Annotated in this window: 14 protein-coding genes; 2 read left to right on the top strand and 12 right to left on the bottom strand. The window is 36.2% G+C overall.

All coding sequences use genetic code 11. The annotated features are described in order from the left end of the window. Positions 1-53: 53 nt before the first annotated feature. Positions 54-2,555 (bottom strand): cation-translocating P-type ATPase, encoded by a 2,502-nt coding sequence (locus ACZ1AQ_RS09105; protein ID WP_489632601.1) that lies wholly within the window; start codon positions 2,553-2,555, stop codon positions 54-56. 149 nt (positions 2,556-2,704) lie between these two features. Here ACZ1AQ_RS09105 and guaB point away from each other — a divergent pair, with 149 nt between their 5' ends. Beyond that, complete coding sequence (gene guaB / locus ACZ1AQ_RS09100; protein ID WP_489632600.1) at positions 2,705-4,177, top strand: IMP dehydrogenase; 1,473 nt, start codon at positions 2,705-2,707, stop codon at positions 4,175-4,177. Positions 4,178-4,417: 240 nt separating this feature from the next. Here guaB and ACZ1AQ_RS09095 read toward each other — a convergent pair whose 3' ends face one another. From ACZ1AQ_RS09095 to ACZ1AQ_RS09085, 3 genes are all read right to left on the bottom strand, one after another. Continuing rightward, complete coding sequence (locus tag ACZ1AQ_RS09095; protein WP_489632599.1) at positions 4,418-6,649, bottom strand: cation:proton antiporter domain-containing protein; 2,232 nt, start codon at positions 6,647-6,649, stop codon at positions 4,418-4,420. 153 nt (positions 6,650-6,802) lie between these two features. After that, positions 6,803-8,149: an adenylosuccinate lyase gene (gene purB, locus ACZ1AQ_RS09090; protein WP_489632598.1), complete on the bottom strand. Its 1,347-nt coding sequence runs from the start codon at positions 8,147-8,149 to the stop codon at positions 6,803-6,805. A gap of 58 nt (positions 8,150-8,207) precedes the next feature. After that, the gene (locus ACZ1AQ_RS09085) at positions 8,208-8,915 is read right to left on the bottom strand and encodes an SIR2 family NAD-dependent protein deacylase (RefSeq protein ID WP_489632597.1); all 708 of its coding nucleotides are present in this window, start codon (positions 8,913-8,915) and stop codon (positions 8,208-8,210) included. Positions 8,916-9,216: 301 nt separating this feature from the next. Between ACZ1AQ_RS09085 and ACZ1AQ_RS09080 the strand changes: the two genes are divergently transcribed. Beyond that, on the top strand, positions 9,217-9,876 hold the full coding sequence (locus ACZ1AQ_RS09080) for a TrmH family RNA methyltransferase (RefSeq protein WP_489632596.1): 660 nt from the start codon (positions 9,217-9,219) through the stop codon (positions 9,874-9,876). Positions 9,877-10,000: 124 nt separating this feature from the next. Here ACZ1AQ_RS09080 and secA read toward each other — a convergent pair whose 3' ends face one another. The 8 genes from secA to ACZ1AQ_RS09040 form a co-directional block, all read right to left on the bottom strand. Beyond that, positions 10,001-13,345, bottom strand: coding sequence for a preprotein translocase subunit SecA (gene secA, locus ACZ1AQ_RS09075; protein WP_489632595.1), 3,345 nt, complete (start codon positions 13,343-13,345; stop codon positions 10,001-10,003). An 85-nt stretch (positions 13,346-13,430) separates the two neighbouring features. Next, a complete protein-coding gene (locus ACZ1AQ_RS09070; protein WP_007138072.1) occupies positions 13,431-13,652 on the bottom strand; it encodes a DUF2795 domain-containing protein in 222 nt (73 codons plus the stop codon). A 106-nt stretch (positions 13,653-13,758) separates the two neighbouring features. Beyond that, complete coding sequence (locus ACZ1AQ_RS09065) at positions 13,759-14,328, bottom strand: cob(I)yrinic acid a,c-diamide adenosyltransferase (protein WP_489632594.1); 570 nt, start codon at positions 14,326-14,328, stop codon at positions 13,759-13,761. A 73-nt stretch (positions 14,329-14,401) separates the two neighbouring features. Beyond that, entirely contained in the window at positions 14,402-15,088 is a 687-nt protein-coding gene (locus ACZ1AQ_RS09060; RefSeq protein WP_489632593.1) for an ABC transporter ATP-binding protein, read from the bottom strand. A gap of 103 nt (positions 15,089-15,191) precedes the next feature. Next, entirely contained in the window at positions 15,192-15,971 is a 780-nt protein-coding gene (locus tag ACZ1AQ_RS09055) for an O-methyltransferase (protein ID WP_489632592.1), read from the bottom strand. An 84-nt stretch (positions 15,972-16,055) separates the two neighbouring features. Then, the gene (locus ACZ1AQ_RS09050) at positions 16,056-16,625 is read right to left on the bottom strand and encodes a hypothetical protein (RefSeq protein WP_489632591.1); all 570 of its coding nucleotides are present in this window, start codon (positions 16,623-16,625) and stop codon (positions 16,056-16,058) included. Between the two features lie 114 nt (positions 16,626-16,739). Further along, positions 16,740-17,198 (bottom strand): FKBP-type peptidyl-prolyl cis-trans isomerase, encoded by a 459-nt coding sequence (locus ACZ1AQ_RS09045; RefSeq protein ID WP_489632590.1) that lies wholly within the window; start codon positions 17,196-17,198, stop codon positions 16,740-16,742. 103 nt (positions 17,199-17,301) lie between these two features. Next, complete coding sequence (locus tag ACZ1AQ_RS09040; RefSeq protein ID WP_489632589.1) at positions 17,302-19,158, bottom strand: ABC-F family ATP-binding cassette domain-containing protein; 1,857 nt, start codon at positions 19,156-19,158, stop codon at positions 17,302-17,304. Between the last annotated feature and the right edge of the window lie 56 nt (positions 19,159-19,214).

Below are 19,214 nucleotides of genomic sequence, written 5' to 3'. Positions count from 1 at the left end.
TCCAAAGTTATAGTTGGAATTTGGGATTTTTTATTCTTGAAATTTTATATTTTTTAGCTTTTTCTTCTTTTGAAGAATTTGTAAATTTCAATCCAAAAGACGGCAATTATAGCTACTAGAGTACACCATCCTATTTGAAGTAAAGTGATTTTTTCGAATAAGAAAAATTCAGATAATGGTGGAATAAAAAGCAGTAAAGCGGTGATGAAAAGCGTGATTCCGATGATGAGCACTACCAGGTTATTCTTGTATTTCCAAGTGGTTAAAACAGAATAATAAAAGGAGCGATTGGCTAAAGTTAAGAACACATTCGACAGAATCAAGGTCAAAAATACCATAGTTCGAGTACTGTTTTCGCTATATTGATTGACTACAGCAAATTGGTAAACGACCAACAATCCTGCGGTTATCCATAGTCCTTGAATTAGGCTAATGGTGATTTCTTTCCAACTGAAAAAAGTGGTACTCAATGGTCTTGGTTTTTGTGTCATCAGATTGTCTTCCATTGGTTCATTCTCATAAATGATAGAGCAAGTAGGTCCCATAATTATTTCTAAAAAAATAATATGCACTGGTGAAAAGATGTTAGGATAAACCCATCCCAAAGCTAAAGGAATAAGCACAATTAAAATGATGGGAATATGGATAGAGATAATGTATCGAATGGCTTTTTTGAGATTCATATAGATTTTTCTTCCCATGGCAATGGCTTCTGTCATTTTTGAAAAATCATCGTCAATCAAAATTAAATTGGCGGCTTGTTTGGCAATTTCAGTTCCTTTTTTGCCCATAGCAATTCCGATGTGTGCTGATTTTAGCGCAGGCCCGTCGTTTACACCATCTCCGGTCATGGCTACAATTTGATTATTGTCTTTTAGCGCTTGAATGATTTTGAGTTTTGCCTCTGGAAACATTCTAGTAAAAATAGTAGTTTCCATTACTTTCTCTTTTAATGTAGCAGGACTCATTTGCATTAGTTCGTCTCCATTGAGTATTTTTTCAGGGTTTTTAAAACCAATTTGTTGAGCAATTGTTGCGGTGGTTGCGGCATTGTCGCCTGTAATTATTTTTACGGCAATTCCAGCTTTATAAAAAGTTTCTAAAACAGCTTTGATGTTCTTTTTTGGAGGGTCATAAAAAGCAACTAGCCCTTTGAAATCTAGTTCAAATTCTTGTTGTGTTTTAGGGAAATTGGTTCCGTTAAAATCAGCTGTCCCGACGCCCAACACACGAAATCCCTTTTGGGTCATAGCGAGAAAAGCATTGTTGATTTTTTCTTTTTCAGATTCCGATAGTTTTGAACAGGCAATAATGGCTTCTGGAGCTCCCTTGGCTGCAATAATTCGATTTTCTTCTTTGTTTTCGAATAGATGTGTCATCATGGGTGGTTTTCCACTCAAAGGATATTCGTGAATCATTTTATAGAGAGGACGCTCGTCTGTTGCAATGGAGTTGGTGTAGGTTTCATGCAACGCTATTTCCATAGCATCAAAAGGGATGGGCTCACTTGCCCACATTGCAGCCTTGATAAGTTCTTGTTCTTTAGGGTTTAAATGGGTATGGCTTGCCGTAACCGTTGTAGCATCAAGAGTAAACCATTCGGCAAGACTCATTTTGTTTTCGGTGATGGTACCTGTTTTGTCGGTACAAATTACGGTGGCACTTCCTAAAGTTTCTACGGTTTTAGTCTGCTTTACAATAATTCCCATTCGGAGTAATCGCCAAGCTCCAAGTGCCATAAAAGTGGTAAAAGCTACCGGAATTTCTTCGGGGATAATACTCATAGCGAGGGTTAATGCTTTTAGTAAGCTGTCTAAAATTAGTTTAGAATTCCAATAGTTGATTCCCCAAACAATTACAAAAGCAATCAAACCAATCAAAGAAATGTAAGTGACAAAATTGCTGATTTGAATCTGTAATGGCGTTTTTTCTTCCGTTATGTTGTCTAGACTTTTTCCAATTTTACCCAATTGTGTTTGATTACCAATAGCTGTAACTTGGCAAATAGCCAATCCGCTAGCGACTATAGTTCCTTGATAAATTTGTTTGTCTTGGGTTTGTTCGCTTTTAAATACAGCTAAAGATTCGCCTGTTAATATGGATTCATTAACTGAAAAGTCATTGGATTGGATGATAATTCCGTCTGCGGGAACAAAAGTTCCTTCTTCTGTTTGCATAAAATCGCCCAAAACAATTTCTTCACTAGGAATTTCAACAACTACCCCATTTCGAATGACTTTGCATTTGGGTTGTGTTAATTTTGATAATGCAGCGATGGCATTTCTACTTTTCGATTCCTGGTACAAGGAAATCGATACGACCAAAATAATAGCCAAAAGCATAAAAATGCCATTATTGTAATCCGCAGTTATGAAATAAACACTAGAAGCCGTGAGTAATAATAAGAACATAGGTTCCTTTATCAATTCGAAGAGCGAGTGCAAAAAGTTGTTTTTTTGTTGATGTTCGGTTGAATTGGCACCGTTTTTTGTTCTAGAGGCGATTACTTCTTCCGAAGAAAGCCCTTGAATAGAGGTAATATTGGATTCAGACATGATGATAGGGGTTGTTGATTGTTTTTGTCCGTTTGATGAGTACTGACAAATATTCCAATTCCTGCAATTTAGGCAATAAATGTAAAGTTTAGGTGTTTTTTTGCTTAAGATTGTCTATATTTGCACGCAATTCAACTAGAAATTGCACCATGAAAGCACACAATTCCAAGATTATCGGTGAAGGTTTAACTTACGATGATGTATTATTAGTTCCCAATTACTCTAGCGTTCTTCCTCGCGAAGTGAGTATTCAGTCCAAATTTTCAAGAAACATAACTTTAAATGTACCTATTGTATCTGCCGCTATGGATACAGTGACTGAAAGTGCTATGGCGATTGCTATGGCTCAAGAAGGAGGTATTGGAGTGTTGCACAAGAACATGACTATTGAGCAGCAAGCAGCTAAAGTAAGAAAAGTGAAAAGAGCCGAGTCAGGAATGATTATCGACCCTGTTACTTTGCCGTTGACTTCTACAGTTGCTGATGCTAAAATGGCAATGAAAGAATATGGCATTGGAGGTATTCCAATTGTTGATGAAAATAAAATTCTAAAAGGAATTGTTACCAACCGAGATTTGCGTTTTGAGAAAAATACGTCAAGAGCTATCGTTGAGGTAATGACTAAAGATAATTTGATTACGGTTGCAGAAGGAACCTCATTAGAACAAGCTGAGGTAGTTTTGCAAGGGCATAAAATCGAAAAGTTACCTGTTGTAAATGATAAATACGAATTGGTTGGTTTGATTACGTTTAGAGATATTACTAAATTAACTCAAAAACCAATTGCTAATAAAGATATTTATGGACGCCTACGAGTAGCTGCTGCCATTGGAGTTACTGGAGATGCAGTGCAAAGAGCCGAAGCTTTGGTTCACGCAGGAGTAGACGCTATTATTATCGATACCGCTCACGGTCATACACAAGGTGTGGTTAATGTATTAAAAGAAGTAAAGTCTAAATTCCCACAAATTGATGTTATTGTTGGTAATATTGCAACACCAGAAGCAGCACAATACTTGGTTGAAAGTGGAGCTGATGGGGTAAAAGTAGGAATTGGACCAGGTTCTATTTGTACTACAAGAGTTGTTGCAGGAGTTGGTTTTCCTCAGTTTTCTGCGGTTCTCGAAGTTGCTGCGGCTATCAAAGGTTCTGGAGTTCCGGTTATTGCAGATGGAGGAATTCGTTATACAGGAGATATTCCTAAAGCCATTGCTGCTGGAGCTGACTGTGTAATGTTAGGGTCATTATTGGCAGGTACCAAAGAATCACCAGGGGAGACTATTATATTTGAAGGAAGAAAATTCAAATCTTACAGAGGAATGGGTTCTGTTGAAGCGATGCAAGAAGGATCCAAAGATCGTTATTTCCAAGACGTAGAAGACGATGTGAAGAAATTGGTACCGGAAGGAATTGTTGGACGCGTACCTTACAAAGGCGAGTTGAACGAAAGTATGCAACAATTTATTGGTGGACTTCGTGCTGGTATGGGGTATTGCGGAGCAAAAGACATTCCAACTCTAAAAGAAACAGGTAGGTTTGTTCGTATTACTTCAAGTGGAATCAACGAAAGTCATCCTCACAACGTGACGATTACTAAAGAAGCTCCTAATTATTCTAGGTAGTTCTAATTTTATCAATAAATTTTTAAAAGTGCAAAATTTCGATTTTGCACTTTTTTGTTGGTCTCAAATTTTATTTAAAACTATGTGCTTTAGTGCGTTTTCCTTTCAGGTTCTAAAAATGTTTACCGCAAATTATAGTCTGCTTGTAAGTTTGTAATTTGCGAATTTGCGGTTTTTTAGTGTTCAAACGTGAAGGCTTAAGTCTATAACCAAAACCATGGATTTTAAGTCCTTAGTGCTTTATTCATGCACCAAATCAGCTAATAATTTTTTATCGCCTACAATCCACAAAATATCATCTTTTTCTAGCAAGATATTCGATTCAGGATTCATGAACCGTTGTCCTCTTTTTTCAATTCCCACTACTAGGCCTTTTGTCTTTTCACGAAGTTTAGACTCTTTGATGCTTTTACCAATAAACTCATGATTTTTTAACTCAATTTGTCGGAGTACAATATCTGGTTCTCTAACTTCTGGTGTGGCTTCAATTTCGTGTTGGTCCAAATATTTTTTGAATTCTTGTACTTGAGCATCAGTTCCAATTACAAATACTTCATCTCCAGGAAAAATTCGCTCGTTGGCGTCTGGAATATGAATGGTAATTTCACCCCTTTTGATAGAAGCAACGTTGATTCCAAGTTGTTCTCTTAGTTGTAATTTTTTTAAAGTCTCACCAGCAATATTCGATTCGGCTGCAATATCAAAAACTGCCATGTGACCATCCCAAGGCGATAAATCACTACGACTTCTTTTAGCTTTTGTGATTTCTCTATCATTTAAATTGGATAAAAAATGATTCTCTATTTTATGATACTGATGGTTTAATCTCTTTTGGAACAAAAAGTATAGAATAATAGCCACTACAAACGCAAGTAAAGCTGTTTTTTGAGAAAAGAAGATATTCAATAACAAGCCAATATAAACAATGGCAATTAGTATTCTAAATAAGAATAACATTGCCATTGGACCTCTAGATTTTCGCTCTTCCAAAAGAATACTAACCTCGGCAACCGCAACTCTTCTTAGCGATAATGCCCAAAGAAATGGCGCTAAAAAAGCCAATGTAATTAAAGCGCCTATAGCTGCTCCAAAAGGATATTCTTTTACTAATGGCAGAATGAATCTTGATGAAAGTAAAATAACGGCAACAATAATTATAGAGTGAATAATTACCTGTATCAAATAAGCATTAATGACAATTTTCCAATTATTAACTGTTTTGATGGCTTGGGTACTTGCACTATATCTTTCAATTTTTTTAAGCCATTTTCGGGGTAGTTTTCTACTTAAAAAATCAGAAAAAGGCCCTGATAATTTAATCATATAGGGTGTACTAAACGTTGTCATTGCTGAAACAGCAACCACTATTGGGTAAAGGAACGAACTAGTTACTTGAAGCGTAATTCCTAAAGTAGCAATGATAAATGAAAACTCACCAATTTGTGATAAACTCATTCCTGTTTGAACGGATTCCTTAAGTGGTTGACCAGAGAGAAGACATCCAATGGTTGAACTAATAGATTGGCCAAGTATGGTTGCTATAGATAAAATTAGAACTGGAATTGCGTGTTCTACTAAAGCATGCGGGTCAATCAACATTCCAACCGAAACGAAAAATACTGCGCCAAACAAATCTTTTACGGGCTTTACTAAATGCTCTATATGTTCCGCTTGAGTGGTTTCGGCAATGATTGACCCCATGATAAAGGCACCTAACGCTGGTGAAAAACCAACATTTGCAGCCAATATTACCATCAACAAACAAAGAGCAATGGCAATGATAAGTAACATCTCATCTGTTAATAAATGCTTGGCTTTTTTTAATACCGTTGGAATGATAAAAATTCCACTCAAAAACCAAAGCACTAAAAAGAAAACCAATTTCAAAATGGATTGAATCAACTCACCACCCGAGAAATTTTCGCTAACGGCTATTGTAGACAAAAGAACCATTAGTAAAATGGCAATAATATCCTGTACGATTAACGCACCAATTACATTGCCTACAAATCGTTGTACTTTAATGCCTAATTCATCAAAACTTTTCAAAATAATTGTTGTTGATGAAATAGATAGAATTACACCTAAAAAAAGACTATCCATTTTGGACCAATCTAACAATTGTCCCACAAAATAGCCCAAAAAAATCATAAAGCTAATTTGAGTGATGGCAGTTATCGATGCCGTTCCGCCTACTTTGATTAGTTTTTTAAAACTGAATTCTAAACCCAAACTGAATAGTAAAAAGATGATGCCAATCTCTGCCCAAACTTCAACACTTTTGGTATCGCGAATGGTTGGAAAAAAGTCAAAATTATTCCCAGCCAAAAATCCTGCAATTAAATAGCCTAAGACTAAAGGTTGCTTTAATTTTTTGAACAGTAATACAGCAATTCCTGCCGTCATAAGTATTAACCCCAAATCAGTAATTAGTGGTTCAAGATGGGTTGATGCTTCTGCAACTGCACTCATTATTTTTGGTTTTGAAAATTATAAAATCTCGATTTTGGCTAATTTACAAAAATCGTTTTTGAAATCCTGTTTTTGAGCTACAACAAAAAGTTAAAACCAAAAAAAAGCTATCGGTTAGGATAGCTTTTGTAGGTAAAAATATTTTTTGGACGATTAAATTCCAATAAAATTACTTGGTGTGATTTGTAGTAATTCTGCTTTTATAGCTTCCGAAACATCTAAGGTCGCGATAAAACTATGAATAGAATCTTTAGTAATCGCCTCGTTAGTTCTAGTCAAACCTTTTAATGCTTCATAAGGATTTGGATAGGCTTCGCGACGCAAAATTGTTTGAATCGCTTCGGCTACAACGGCCCAATTGTTTTCTAAATCTTCGTGGAATTTACTTTCGTTCAATAGCAATTTGTTCAATCCTTTCAAAGTTGCTTCAAAAGCAATAAGTGTATGTCCCATTGGCACTCCAATGTTTCTCAAAACGGTACTGTCGGTCAAATCGCGTTGTAGTCTTGAAATCGGTAATTTGGCAGACAAATGCTCAAAAATCGCATTGGCAATGCCTAAATTTCCTTCAGAGTTTTCAAAATCAATAGGGTTTACTTTATGTGGCATAGCTGAAGAACCAATTTCGCCAGCTTTGATTTTTTGTTTAAAATACTCCATCGAAACATACGTCCAAATATCACGGTCCAAATCGATAATGATGGTGTTGATTCTTTTTAAAGCATCGAAAAAAGCAGCAAAATGGTCGTAATGTTCAATCTGAGTCGTTGGGAAAGAATGGTGCAATCCTAAGGTATCTTCCACGAATTTTTTACCAAATTGTCTCCAGTCAATTTGTGGATAGGCAACGTGGTGTGCATTGTAATTTCCAGTAGCACCACCAAATTTAGCCGCAAACGGGATATTAAACAACAAACGCATTTGTTCTTCTAAACGCTCAACAAATACCCCAATTTCTTTTCCTAAACGAGTAGGAGAGGCAGGCTGACCGTGCGTACGAGCCAACATAGGAACGTGAGCCCATTCTTGACTTAACTCTTTCAATTTGGCAATTAAACCAATCAAGGATGGCATATACACTTTTTCAAATGCTTCTTTTGTCGAAAGCGGAATAGCCGTATTGTTAATGTCCTGAGAAGTCAATCCAAAATGAATAAACTCTTTGTGAGCCGAAAGACCCAATTTTTCAAAAGCGTCTTTTATAAAGTATTCTACCGCTTTTACGTCGTGATTGGTAACTTTTTCAGTTTCCTTAATCCAAAGCGCATCTTCGGTACTAAAGTTTTTGTAGATGTTGCGTAAACTCTCAAATACACTTGGGTTTACTCCATTCAATTGTGGTAAAGGTTGTTCGCATAGGGCAATGAAATACTCGATTTCAACCAAAACACGGTATTTAATCAACGCTTCTTCCGAGAAAAAAGGCGCTAATGCAATTGTTTTATTTCTATATCTCCCATCAATAGGAGAAATGGCATTTAATTCGTTTAAAGTAGTCATTGTTGTGTTTTTTGTTCGAAAGGCACAAAAATAAGCATAAGTGTTCAGTATTCAGTTTTCAAGACTTAGTTTTTTTCTCTAATTCCAATAACTTTTGTTGCAAAACAAGAATTCCTTCTGTAGCCTTCATAGCAATACAAGTCAGCGGATTTCTCAAATTCGGAATTGTAGTCGCTTTGGGGTCAATATAAAAAATAGGAACATTTTTGGGTGCAAAATCCGTCAGTCCTGCCGCAGGATACACTTGCAACGAAGTTCCAATAATGGCGATATAATCCGCTTGTTCTACCAAATCAATCGCGGCTTCTAGGGCAGGAACCGCTTCGCCAAACCAAACAATATGCGGACGTAATTGGTTGCCGTTCGCATCACAATCGCCCAGTTGCAAATCACCTCTCCAATCCAAAACATACGATTCATTTCGTGTGCTTCGTACTTTTAGCAACTCACCGTGCAAGTGTAAAACGTTCTGACTTCCCGCACGTTCATGCAAATCATCTACATTTTGCGTGACAATATGAACTTCAAAACCCTGCTCCAATTCCACCAAAACCAGATGCGCCATATTCGGCTTGACCTCCAATAGTTGCTTCCTTCTTTGATTGTAAAAATCCAAAACCAATGCAGGATTTTTTCGCCATCCTTCTGGCGTTGCCACCTCCATTACATCGTGCCCTTCCCACAATCCGTCGCTATCTCTAAAGGTTTTTATGCCGCTTTCAGCACTTATTCCGGCTCCTGTTAAAACCACTAACTTCTTTTTCATTTGTAGTAAATTAATTTGTTCACCATTATTTGGGCGTGCCCACAGCTTCACAAAGGGGCATTCAGCAAGCGTGTTATGCGCCCCTTTGCGAAGCTGCGGTCGGGCTATCCGCGCTACTTCGGTAGCTAGCTACTATCCCTCACGCAAAAACAACAACTCAAATAAAATCATTTTTTCAATCAATTCCCAATTCCCAATTCCAAAATCCAAAACTCAAATTACAAATTCCAAAACCCAAATACTAATCTCTAATTACTAAGGACTAATTACTTTTCTTATTTTTGCCAAAAAAAAATCAGGGATGATAGATTTGGATTACCTAGAATATTTAGAAGGATTTTTAACCGACAATAGAAAAGAGAATTTCTTAAAAGTACTCAAAAACAGAACCAATCATTTTACAGTGGTAGTCGAGGACGTGTTTCAAATGCACAATGCTAGTGCGGTTATGCGTAGTTGTGAAGTTTTTGGGGTACAAAATATGAATGTAATCGAGCAGCGTTTTGGTAAACGAATCGACAAACAAATCGCTATGGGCGCTCAAAAGTGGGTCGATATTACCCCATTTGATTCGGTAAGCAATTGTATCGATACACTAAAAAGTAAAGGTTATCAAATCATAGCCACCACACCTCATACCAATGATTGTGATTTAGAGAATTTTGATTTTTCTAAACCCAGCGCTTTGTGTTTTGGTACCGAAAAAGAAGGTTTATCAGAAGAGATTATGCAAAAAGCCGATGGTTTCCTCAAAATACCTATGGTAGGTTTCACCGAAAGTTTGAATATTTCAGTATCCGCTGCAATTATTTTGCAAAATCTAACCAATCGTTTGCGCAATTCCGATATTCCTTGGCAATTAACCGAAGCACAAATTCTAGAAAAACGACTCGATTGGGCACGAAAATCCATCAAAGACATCAAACGCATCGAGGCGCGTTATTTTGAGGAGAAAAAATAGCATTTGGCTTATGGCTTTTAGCTGTTAGCCTTGGAATTTAGAATTTAGAATTTGACTTTTTACCTTTACCAAATAACAAAGGCTACCTTTTGGGTAGCCTTTGTTTTGTTATATAAAATTGGGTTTAGCTTACTAAAACCCAAGTTCCAGCTGCTAATAAGCTTTCAGCTTTTTTGTATTTCATCGTTTCGGTTTTGCCAGTAGCTACTTCTTGAATAGTTACCGTATCATTACGATTAATTTTAGGCTGGTCGCGAACAATAGTTTCAGTCACTTGACGAGCTTGTGTTTGTCCTGCCTCGCGATTGATACTTTCGCTGTTCTCGATTTCGTCTTTATTCAGTTGGTAATCCTCTTTTGGACGTTCTACTTCTTTAGCTTCTTGAATTCTTTGATTTTCTTGAGCTGGCAAGTCACCTTTAAATAAGAATGAAATCACTTCTTTATTCACATTATCCAACATAGAGCGGAATAAGTTGAAGGCTTCTAATTTGTAAATAAGCAAGGGGTCTTTTTGTTCGTGAACTGCCAATTGAACCGATTGTTTCAATTCGTCCATTTTACGTAAATGTTTTTTCCAAGCTTCGTCTACAATCGCTAAAGTGATGTTTTTTTCAAAATCAGCTACTAATTGCGCTCCTTCAGTATCGTAAGCTTTTTTCAAATCGGTTACCACATTCAAGGATTTAATTCCGTCTGAGAAAGGAACTACAATGCGCTCGAATTGGTTGTTTGGGTCCTCATATACACTTTTGATAATAGGGAAGGCTTCTCTAGCGCTTCTTGCTGTTTTTTCGGTGTAAAAATCTAATGTGGCTTTGTATATTTTTCCAGTTAACTCCATTTCATTCAGTTTGGCAAAATCACTTTCGCTAACTGGTGACGTGATAGAGAAGTAACGAATCAATTCAAACTCGAAGTTTTTGTAATCGTTGCTTAATTTATTGTTGGTAACAATTAATTCGCAAGTATCATACAACATATTGGCGATATCTAATTTCAAACGCTCGCCAAACAAAGCATGACGACGACGTTTGTATACCACTTCACGTTGTGCGTTCATTACGTCATCATATTCTAACAAACGTTTACGAACTCCAAAGTTGTTTTCTTCTACTTTTTTCTGTGCGCGTTCGATAGATTTGGTCATCATAGAATGTTGAATTACTTCACCTTCTTGTAAGCCCATTCTATCCATTACTTTGGCTACTCTTTCAGAACCAAACAAACGCATTAAATTATCCTCTAAAGAAACATAGAATTGAGAACTTCCTGGGTCTCCTTGACGACCAGCACGACCACGTAACTGACGGTCCACACGACGCGAATCGTGACGTTCCGTACCGATGATGGCCAGTCCACCAGCTGCTTTTACTTCTGGTGTCAATTTGATATCCGTTCCACGACCCGCCATGTTGGTAGCGATAGTTACCACACCTGGTTTACCTGCTTCTTCAACAATTTGAGCCTCTTGTTTGTGCATTTTGGCATTCAATACATTGTGAGTAATACCACGCATTTTAAGCATTCTGCTCAATAATTCTGAAATTTCAACAGAAGTAGTTCCAATTAAGACAGGTCTTCCTGCTTTAGATAACTCGGTAACATCTTCGATTACGGCATTGAATTTTTCACGAGTGGTTTTGTAAATCAAATCGTCTTTGTCAATTCTGGCAATTCCCTTGTTTGTTGGAATTTCAACAACATCCAATTTGTAGATTTGCCATAACTCGCCAGCCTCTGTTACAGCTGTTCCAGTCATACCACCTAGTTTGTTATACATTCTAAAGTAGTTTTGTAAAGTAACTGTAGCAAAAGTTTGAGTGGCTGCTTCAATTTTTACATTTTCTTTGGCTTCAATGGCTTGGTGTAATCCGTCTGAGTAACGACGACCATCCATAATACGTCCTGTTTGTTCATCAACAATAAGGATTTTATTGTCCATGATTACATATTCAACATCTTTTTCAAAAAGAGTATAAGCTTTTAACAATTGAGTTAACGTATGGATACGCTCGCTTTTTACTCCAAAATCTTGGAACAATCTTTCTTTAGCTTCTGCTTCAGCATCTTTGTCTAAATTTTGTTTTTCGATAGCTGCAATTTCAGTTCCAATGTCTGGAAGAACGAAGAAGTCTGCATCTGTATCACCAGAAAGGAATTTAATTCCATTATCCGTCAATTCTACTTGATTGTTTTTTTCTTCTATAACAAAGTATAAAGCTTCATCTACAACATGCATTTCACGATTGTTGTCTTGCATGTATTGGTTTTCTGTCTTTTGAAGCAATTGCTTGATACCTTCTTCACTCAAGAATTTAATCAATGCTTTGTTTTTTGGTAAGCTTCTGTAAGCTCTCAATAAATTGAAACCACCATCTTTGGTGTTTCCTTCTTTGATTAGCTTTTTTGCTTCAGCCAAAAATCCATTGGCCAATTGACGCTGTAGGTTTACTAAGTTTTCGATTTTTGGTTTCAATTCCATAAATTCATGACGGTCTCCTTGAGGAACTGGACCAGAAATGATTAATGGAGTTCTAGCGTCATCTATCAACACAGAATCCACCTCATCGACAATGGCGTAATTGTGTTTACGTTGCACTAAATCCTCTGGCGAATGTGCCATATTGTCTCTCAGGTAATCGAAACCAAATTCGTTATTGGTTCCGTAGGTAATATCTGCATCGTAAGCTTTTTTTCTGCCTTCAGAATTTGGTTGGTGATTATCAATACAATCTACCGTTAAACCATGAAATTCAAACAGAGGGGCTTTCCACGTACTATCACGTTTGGCTAAGTAATCATTTACAGTTACTAAGTGTACTCCATTTCCCGTCAAAGCATTTAAGTATAAAGGAAGAGTAGCAACTAATGTTTTTCCTTCACCCGTTTGCATTTCAGAAATTTTACCTTGGTGCAACACCATACCACCGATTAACTGTACATCATAATGAATCATGTCCCAAGTAATTTCTTTACCTGCTGCATTCCATGAATTGGCCCAGTTAGCGGTATCACCTACAATCGTAATGTAACTTTTGGTAGCTGATAATTCTCGGTCTTTTGGTGTGGCTGTAACACTTATGGTAGTGTTTTCTTTGAATCTTCGGGCTGTTTCTTTTACTACTGCAAAAGCTTCAGGAAGAATTTCCATTAAGGTTTTTTCAGAAATATCATAGGCTTCTTTTTCAAGAGCGTCAATAGCGATATAAATATCCTCTCTTTTATCGATATCTGAGATAGTTTCTACTTCTTCTTTTAAAGTAGCAATTTTGGCATCTTTTTCAGCTCTTGCTTGTTTTATTTTTTCTTTAAAGAAAGCAGTTTTGGCTCTTAGTTCATCGTGAGAAAGTCCTTGAAGAGTACTTTCAAAACTTTTGATTTTATTGAGATAAGGTTGTAAGGCTTTAATATCTTTTTGAGATTTATCGCCTACAAATATTTTTAATATGCTGTTAATGAAACTCATGATTTAGTTGTATTTCTGTTTTATATTTTGTGTTATTTCTAACAAAAAAAAAGCCTCTTTTTGAGACTTTTTCTTGGGTTACTTTTTAATACTCATCCTCGTTCCAAAGGTAATCTTCGTCCGTAGGATAATCTGGCCAAATTTCTTCCATTGATTCATATATCTCGCCCTCATCTTCAATAGATTGAAGGTTTTCTACTACTTCTAATGGAGCTCCAGCTCTAATAGCGTAGTCAATAAGTTCGTCTTTGTTAGCAGGCCATGGTGCATCACTTAAATAAGATGCTAATTCTAATGTCCAATACATATTTTGTCGATTTAATTTGTGCAAAAATAAATTTTTTACGGAATAATACAAGTAAAATGCAATTTATTTTTGCGTAAAGTTAAGAACGTTTTTTTTAGGAAAAAAATTACTTTCTAGGAATCCATTTTACTTCCTCTGCATTCAAATCTAGGGTCAACTTTCGTGCCAATACAAAAAGGTAGTCAGAAAGTCGGTTCAAGTACTGAATAGCGATTGGAGGAACAGGTTCGTTGTGGCTTAAATGCACGGCTAATCGTTCGGCTCTTCGGCAAACACAACGCGCAATATGACAATATGACACGGTAGTGTGTCCTCCTGGTAAAACAAAATGAGTCATAGGTGGAAGCAAAGCTTCCATAGCGTCAATTTCAAGTTCTAAAAACTCAATGTCTTCTGCTACTATACCTAATTTTTTTAAACGTAGTTCTCCGTTTTTCATCACTTCTTTTTCGGGTGGTGTCGCTAATATAGCTCCAATGGTGAACAAACGATCTTGCACCTCGATAAGTGTATTTTTATAATGATTGTCCATTTCTTGATCACGAATCAAGCCGATGTAGGAATTGAGTTCATCTACAGTGCCATAACTTTCAATACGGGCATGATCTTTTGGTACTCGAGTTCCTCCAAATAAAGCGGTGGTTCCTGTGTCCCCCGTTTTTGTATATACTTTCATCCTAAGAAGTTTGATTGTCCCAAAGTATCGGGACTGTTTATGGGTTAACTAATTAACAAATCCAATTTATAAATTACTTTGTAGTATCTGTCTCTATCAATCCGTCTCTTAAACGAATTACGCGGTGTGCATAAGCCGCAATATCCTCTTCGTGAGTTACTAGAATAACGGTATTTCCTTGAGCGTGAATGTCACCAAATAACTTCATAATTTCAACCGAAGTTTTACTATCTAGATTTCCGGTAGGTTCATCGGCAAGGATGATAGAAGGTTTGTTGACAAGGGCTCTTGCAATAGCCACACGCTGACGTTGACCTCCTGAAAGTTGGTTAGGTTGGTGATCCATTCTATCGGCTAGGTTTACTTGTTGGAGTACATCTGTGGCTCTTGCTACACGTTCTGATTTTGAATAACCTGCATAAATCATTGGTAGAGCAACATTGTCCAATGCTGTTGTTCTTGGCAAAAGGTTAAACGTTTGAAAAACGAAGCCAATTTCTTTATTTCTAATTTCGGCCAATTCGTCATCTCTCATTTTGCTGACGTCTTTGCCATTCAAAATGTAATTTCCAGATGTTGGGGTGTCTAAACAACCCAAAAGATTCATTAAGGTAGATTTTCCGGATCCCGATGGCCCCATGAGCGCTACATATTCTCCTTTGTATATTTCTAAATCGATTCCTTTTAACACATAAACCGTTTCGTTACCCAATGAAAAATTTCGTTTAATATTGGTTATTTTGATAAGTGGATTGCTCATTATTGGTTGGAAGTTTAATAGTTTACTTTACTTATAGCAGATAGGACTGCAAATGAACGATATTGTTACAACAAATTTAAATTATTTAAGTGTTTACACAACTTTAAATCCGAATTACAAAATGCTCTTTGGCTTGTTCCTTTCTAAAGAAAACTAAGCCCCATTGATAGGTATCGATAGTCACTTTCACTTGAGGGTGTTTTTTAATAATTTCCCAAGCTTCTTCCATTGCAGCAGACCAATGGATATCATCAAAAATCCATACTGTTTCGTTATGTATAGTGGGTAATAAATATTCGAAGTAGTTCAGAGTTGCTTCTTTTGAATGGTTTCCATCAAAATAAATAAAATCGTAATGTTTATCGAGCTCTTTGGATGTGAAAAACGATTCAAATGATGTGGTTACTGATTTTATATTTTCGATACGACTTTTGTTTAATTGCTCTTGGGCAATTCTTGAAGTTTCGGGACAACCTTCTAGTGTTGTAATTTTTGCTTTTGGATTTCCTAACGCAAGGGCAGAGGTAGCTAATCCTAACGAAGTTCCTATTTCTAAAATCGATTTTGGCTCAAAATACTCAACAATTCTATACAATAACTCAGCTCGTTTTGCCGAAATCCCAGCAGTTTTTGCAATTTTTGCAATCTGTCTTTTGTTGGATTTGAATACCCTTGAACCTGCACCAAAATCCTTAACGGTAATTGTTTCTTTATTCTCGAGTAATGCTTTTCTGTAGTTTTTTAGGAGGGAGTATTTTGGTTTGTTCTCTTTGTTATAAAAACAACGGGTTACCAATGAGAAAACAAAAGGAGAGTGTACGCCATGTTCGTTTTTGGAGCGCCATAAAAAGTTCAAGTATGATTTTAGTGAAAAAAGTAACATCTTATATGAGGAGTAAATGAATAGGAGTTAATCTCTTTTTTTTAAAAAAAAGGTACAAGCGCAAGTTTGATGATTTTATTTAAATCAGAAGAATATACCAAGTTTTATAGACAATTCAGGATTTAAAAGCGGTAATTTATAGGCTTTGTTTTCAAGTCTAAAGTGGTCGTTGCCTCCAATCTTGCAACTCATACCTGCCCAAGGTGAAACATACAGGTTTTTGTAAATAGTGAAATTGTACCCAATGCTACCATTAAGTAATATGTTTTCAAAATTTTGAGTTGTTTTTCGGTTGTCATCTTGAATGGAGCTTTTCCAATATACAGGACCAGCACCAACCCACCAGCCTTTCCAGTTTTTATTAAGAAACCGATCCAGAAGCACAGCATATGCTCTAACATGATGGTTTGTAAATCCTTTTTTGGTGGTAAAATCAGGTAGGTTTACATCGGCTAGAAGTGCCCGTGTTCTCCATTGGTTTTTTCCAATCCAAGCTCCAGCAAAGTAACCGCCCGTAGCATAAGGTAAGGCATCGAGTTCTATACCGAAATTGTATTTTTTTGTTGATGAGTTACTCGAATAATTCTCGTTATTATGTTGTGCTTGAAGATAAACACTATAAGATAAGAGCAGAAACAATACTATCTTTTTCATTCCATTTAATTTCTATAAATGTATTTTAAAAATATGTGTTTTACAAGTCGATTAGAAGCATGAAAAAAGCCACTATCTAAGAGGTAGCGGCTTTGTGTTTTTTTTTCAAATAAACTAATTTACAGAAATTAATTTAACATCGAAAATAAGTACAGAACCTCCAGGAATTGGTCCGTAATTAGAGCTTCCGTATCCCAAATGAGAGGGGATTAAGAGTACTCCACTTCCTCCTGTTTTAAAATAAGGAATTCCTTCTGTCCATCCTTTGATCACTTGATTTAATCCAAAAGAGATGCCTTCTGCTTTGCTTTGGTCAAATACATTTCCGTTGGTAAAATATCCTTTGTATGCCACAGTAACATTAGATGTTGCTGTAGGTTTTGTTCCTGTGCCAGGTTCATTGATGATGTAATACAAACCTGAATCAGTTCTTTGTGCGGTTAAATTATTTTTGGCTAGGTAATCTTTTATTTCTTGCTCATTTTTGGCAGTATAATCTGTTACTGTTTCAATGTCTTTAGAGCATGAAATAAAAAAAGTTATTGCTAATAAGGTGGATAAAAGGTGTCTCATATTATAATTAAATTTATATAAACGCGAAAGTAGTAAAAACACTAGTTGATAGAATTGTCCTTTCCAAAAAAAGTAAAATAACGATTTTTATTTTTAAAATTGGTTACCCTTCTAATTTAGCAGAAAGTTCAAACCAACGCTCTTCTTTAGTTTCGATTTTTTTGATGATATCCTCCAATTCTTTGGCTTTCTTTTCGATGTCAATGACTTGGCCGTCAGTGAAAAGCTGTTCTATTTTGGCTTTTTCTAGTTCTAGGTCTTTAATTTCTTTTTCTATTTTTTGATATTCTTTTTGCTCGTTAAAAGTCAAGTTTCCTGATGGATTATTTTGTTTCCAATCTTTTTTCTCACTTTTGTTTTCTTCTTTTTGGGCGACATCTGCGCTGTCTTCGTATGCTCTAAAATCAGAGTAATTGCCCGGAAAGTTTTCAATCTCTCCTTGACCTCTAAACACGAATAAATAATCTACAATTTTATCCATAAAATAACGGTCGTGCGATACTACTAGCAAACAACCTGGATAGTCTAAAAGGAAATTCTCTAAAACATTCAGGGTTACAATATCCAAATCATTGGTAGGCTCATCGAGAATTAAGAAGTTAGGATTCTGAATCAATACGGTACACAAGTATAAGCGTTTCAATTCGCCTCCGCTCAGCTTTTCTACAAAATCATATTGCTTTTTAGAATCAAACAGAAAGCGTTCCAATAATTGCGAAGCCGAAATGATTCTTCCTTTGCTCAACGGAATGTATTCGCCGTATTCTTTGATGATGTCAATGACTCTTTGATTGGGTTTTGGGTTAATTCCTGATTGAGTGTAATACCCAATTTTAATAGTGTCACCCACAATGACTTTTCCGCTATCTGGTGGCAAAGTACCTGTTAGGACATTCAAAAAAGTAGATTTTCCTGTTCCATTTTTGCCAATAATCCCAATGCGTTCGCCTCTTTGAAAATCAAAACTAAAGTTATCCAAAATCACACGATCCTTGAATTTCTTTGAGATTTTGTGTAGCTCAATAATTTTGCTACCCATTCGCTCCATGTTGATTTCCAATTCTATTTTGTTTTCACGACGTCTACTTTGCGCTTTTTCCTTGATGATATAAAAATCGTCCTGACGCGATTTTGACTTGGTTGTTCGAGCTTTAGGTTGTCTGCGCATCCATTCCAGTTCTTTTACAAACAAGTTTTTCGCTTTGTCAATACTAGCATTTTCAGAGGCAATTCGCTCTTCTTTTTTTTCTAAATAATAGGAATAATTGCCTTTGTATTGATACAATTTTCCGTTGTCTAATTCAATAATTTCGTTGCACACGCGTTCCAAAAAGAAACGATCGTGCGTGACCATAAATAATGTAATGTTTTCTTTAGCAAAATAACTTTCCAGCCATTCAATCATCTCCAAATCCAAGTGGTTGGTAGGTTCGTCTAGAATCAATAAATCAGGGCGATTGATCAAAATGATAGCGAGAGATAACCTTTTTTTCTGTCCCCCCGACAAATTCTTAACCTTCAGTTTGAAATCTTCCAGCTTTAATTTGAACAAAATTTGCTTAAACTGCGTTTCGAAATCCCAAGCATTGTATTGATCCATTTGGTCAAATGCTTTTTGATAGGCTTCTTCATCTTCGGGATTTTCCAACGCTTTTTCGTAGCGTTCAATAACCTTCAAAATTTCATTATCCGATGCGAAAATACTTTCCTCAATCGTCAATTCATCTTGTAGATTGTGTTCTTGTGACAAAAACGCCATTTTTATGTCTTTACGAACCACTACTTGTCCCGTATCTGGCTCGTCCTCGCCATTAATAATTTTCATGATACAGGTTTTTCCCGAACCATTTTTAGCAATAAAGGCAATTTTTTGGTCCTTATTAATCCCAAACGAAAGGTTTTCAAAAAGAGTTCTTTCTCCAAAAGACTTAGAGATATTTTCGACAGATAAGTAATTCACAGTGCTTATTTTTTTGCAAAAGTAAACTATTCTATGCCATTTGCGAATTATTTCTC

Source organism: Flavobacterium sp. UM26, assembly GCF_057922445.1.
Note: the sequence above shows the minus strand (reverse complement) of the source record. Positions and strands in the feature narration are given on the sequence as shown.

Coding starts and splice junctions, on each gene's coding strand:
- guaB (WP_489632600.1), top strand. CDS start 2,705: ATGAAAGCACACAATTCCAAGATTATCGGTGAAGGTTTAACTTACGAT.
- ACZ1AQ_RS09070 (WP_007138072.1), bottom strand. CDS start 13,652: ATGTATTGGACATTAGAATTAGCATCTTATTTAAGTGATGCACCATGG.
- purB (WP_489632598.1), bottom strand. CDS start 8,149: ATGACTACTTTAAACGAATTAAATGCCATTTCTCCTATTGATGGGAGA.
- ACZ1AQ_RS09055 (WP_489632592.1), bottom strand. CDS start 15,971: ATGTTACTTTTTTCACTAAAATCATACTTGAACTTTTTATGGCGCTCC.
- ACZ1AQ_RS09045 (WP_489632590.1), bottom strand. CDS start 17,198: ATGAGACACCTTTTATCCACCTTATTAGCAATAACTTTTTTTATTTCA.
- secA (WP_489632595.1), bottom strand. CDS start 13,345: ATGAGTTTCATTAACAGCATATTAAAAATATTTGTAGGCGATAAATCT.
- ACZ1AQ_RS09080 (WP_489632596.1), top strand. CDS start 9,217: ATGATAGATTTGGATTACCTAGAATATTTAGAAGGATTTTTAACCGAC.
- ACZ1AQ_RS09105 (WP_489632601.1), bottom strand. CDS start 2,555: ATGTCTGAATCCAATATTACCTCTATTCAAGGGCTTTCTTCGGAAGAA.
- ACZ1AQ_RS09085 (WP_489632597.1), bottom strand. CDS start 8,915: ATGAAAAAGAAGTTAGTGGTTTTAACAGGAGCCGGAATAAGTGCTGAA.
- ACZ1AQ_RS09095 (WP_489632599.1), bottom strand. CDS start 6,649: ATGAGTGCAGTTGCAGAAGCATCAACCCATCTTGAACCACTAATTACT.
- ACZ1AQ_RS09060 (WP_489632593.1), bottom strand. CDS start 15,088: ATGAGCAATCCACTTATCAAAATAACCAATATTAAACGAAATTTTTCA.
- ACZ1AQ_RS09065 (WP_489632594.1), bottom strand. CDS start 14,328: ATGAAAGTATATACAAAAACGGGGGACACAGGAACCACCGCTTTATTT.
- ACZ1AQ_RS09050 (WP_489632591.1), bottom strand. CDS start 16,625: ATGAAAAAGATAGTATTGTTTCTGCTCTTATCTTATAGTGTTTATCTT.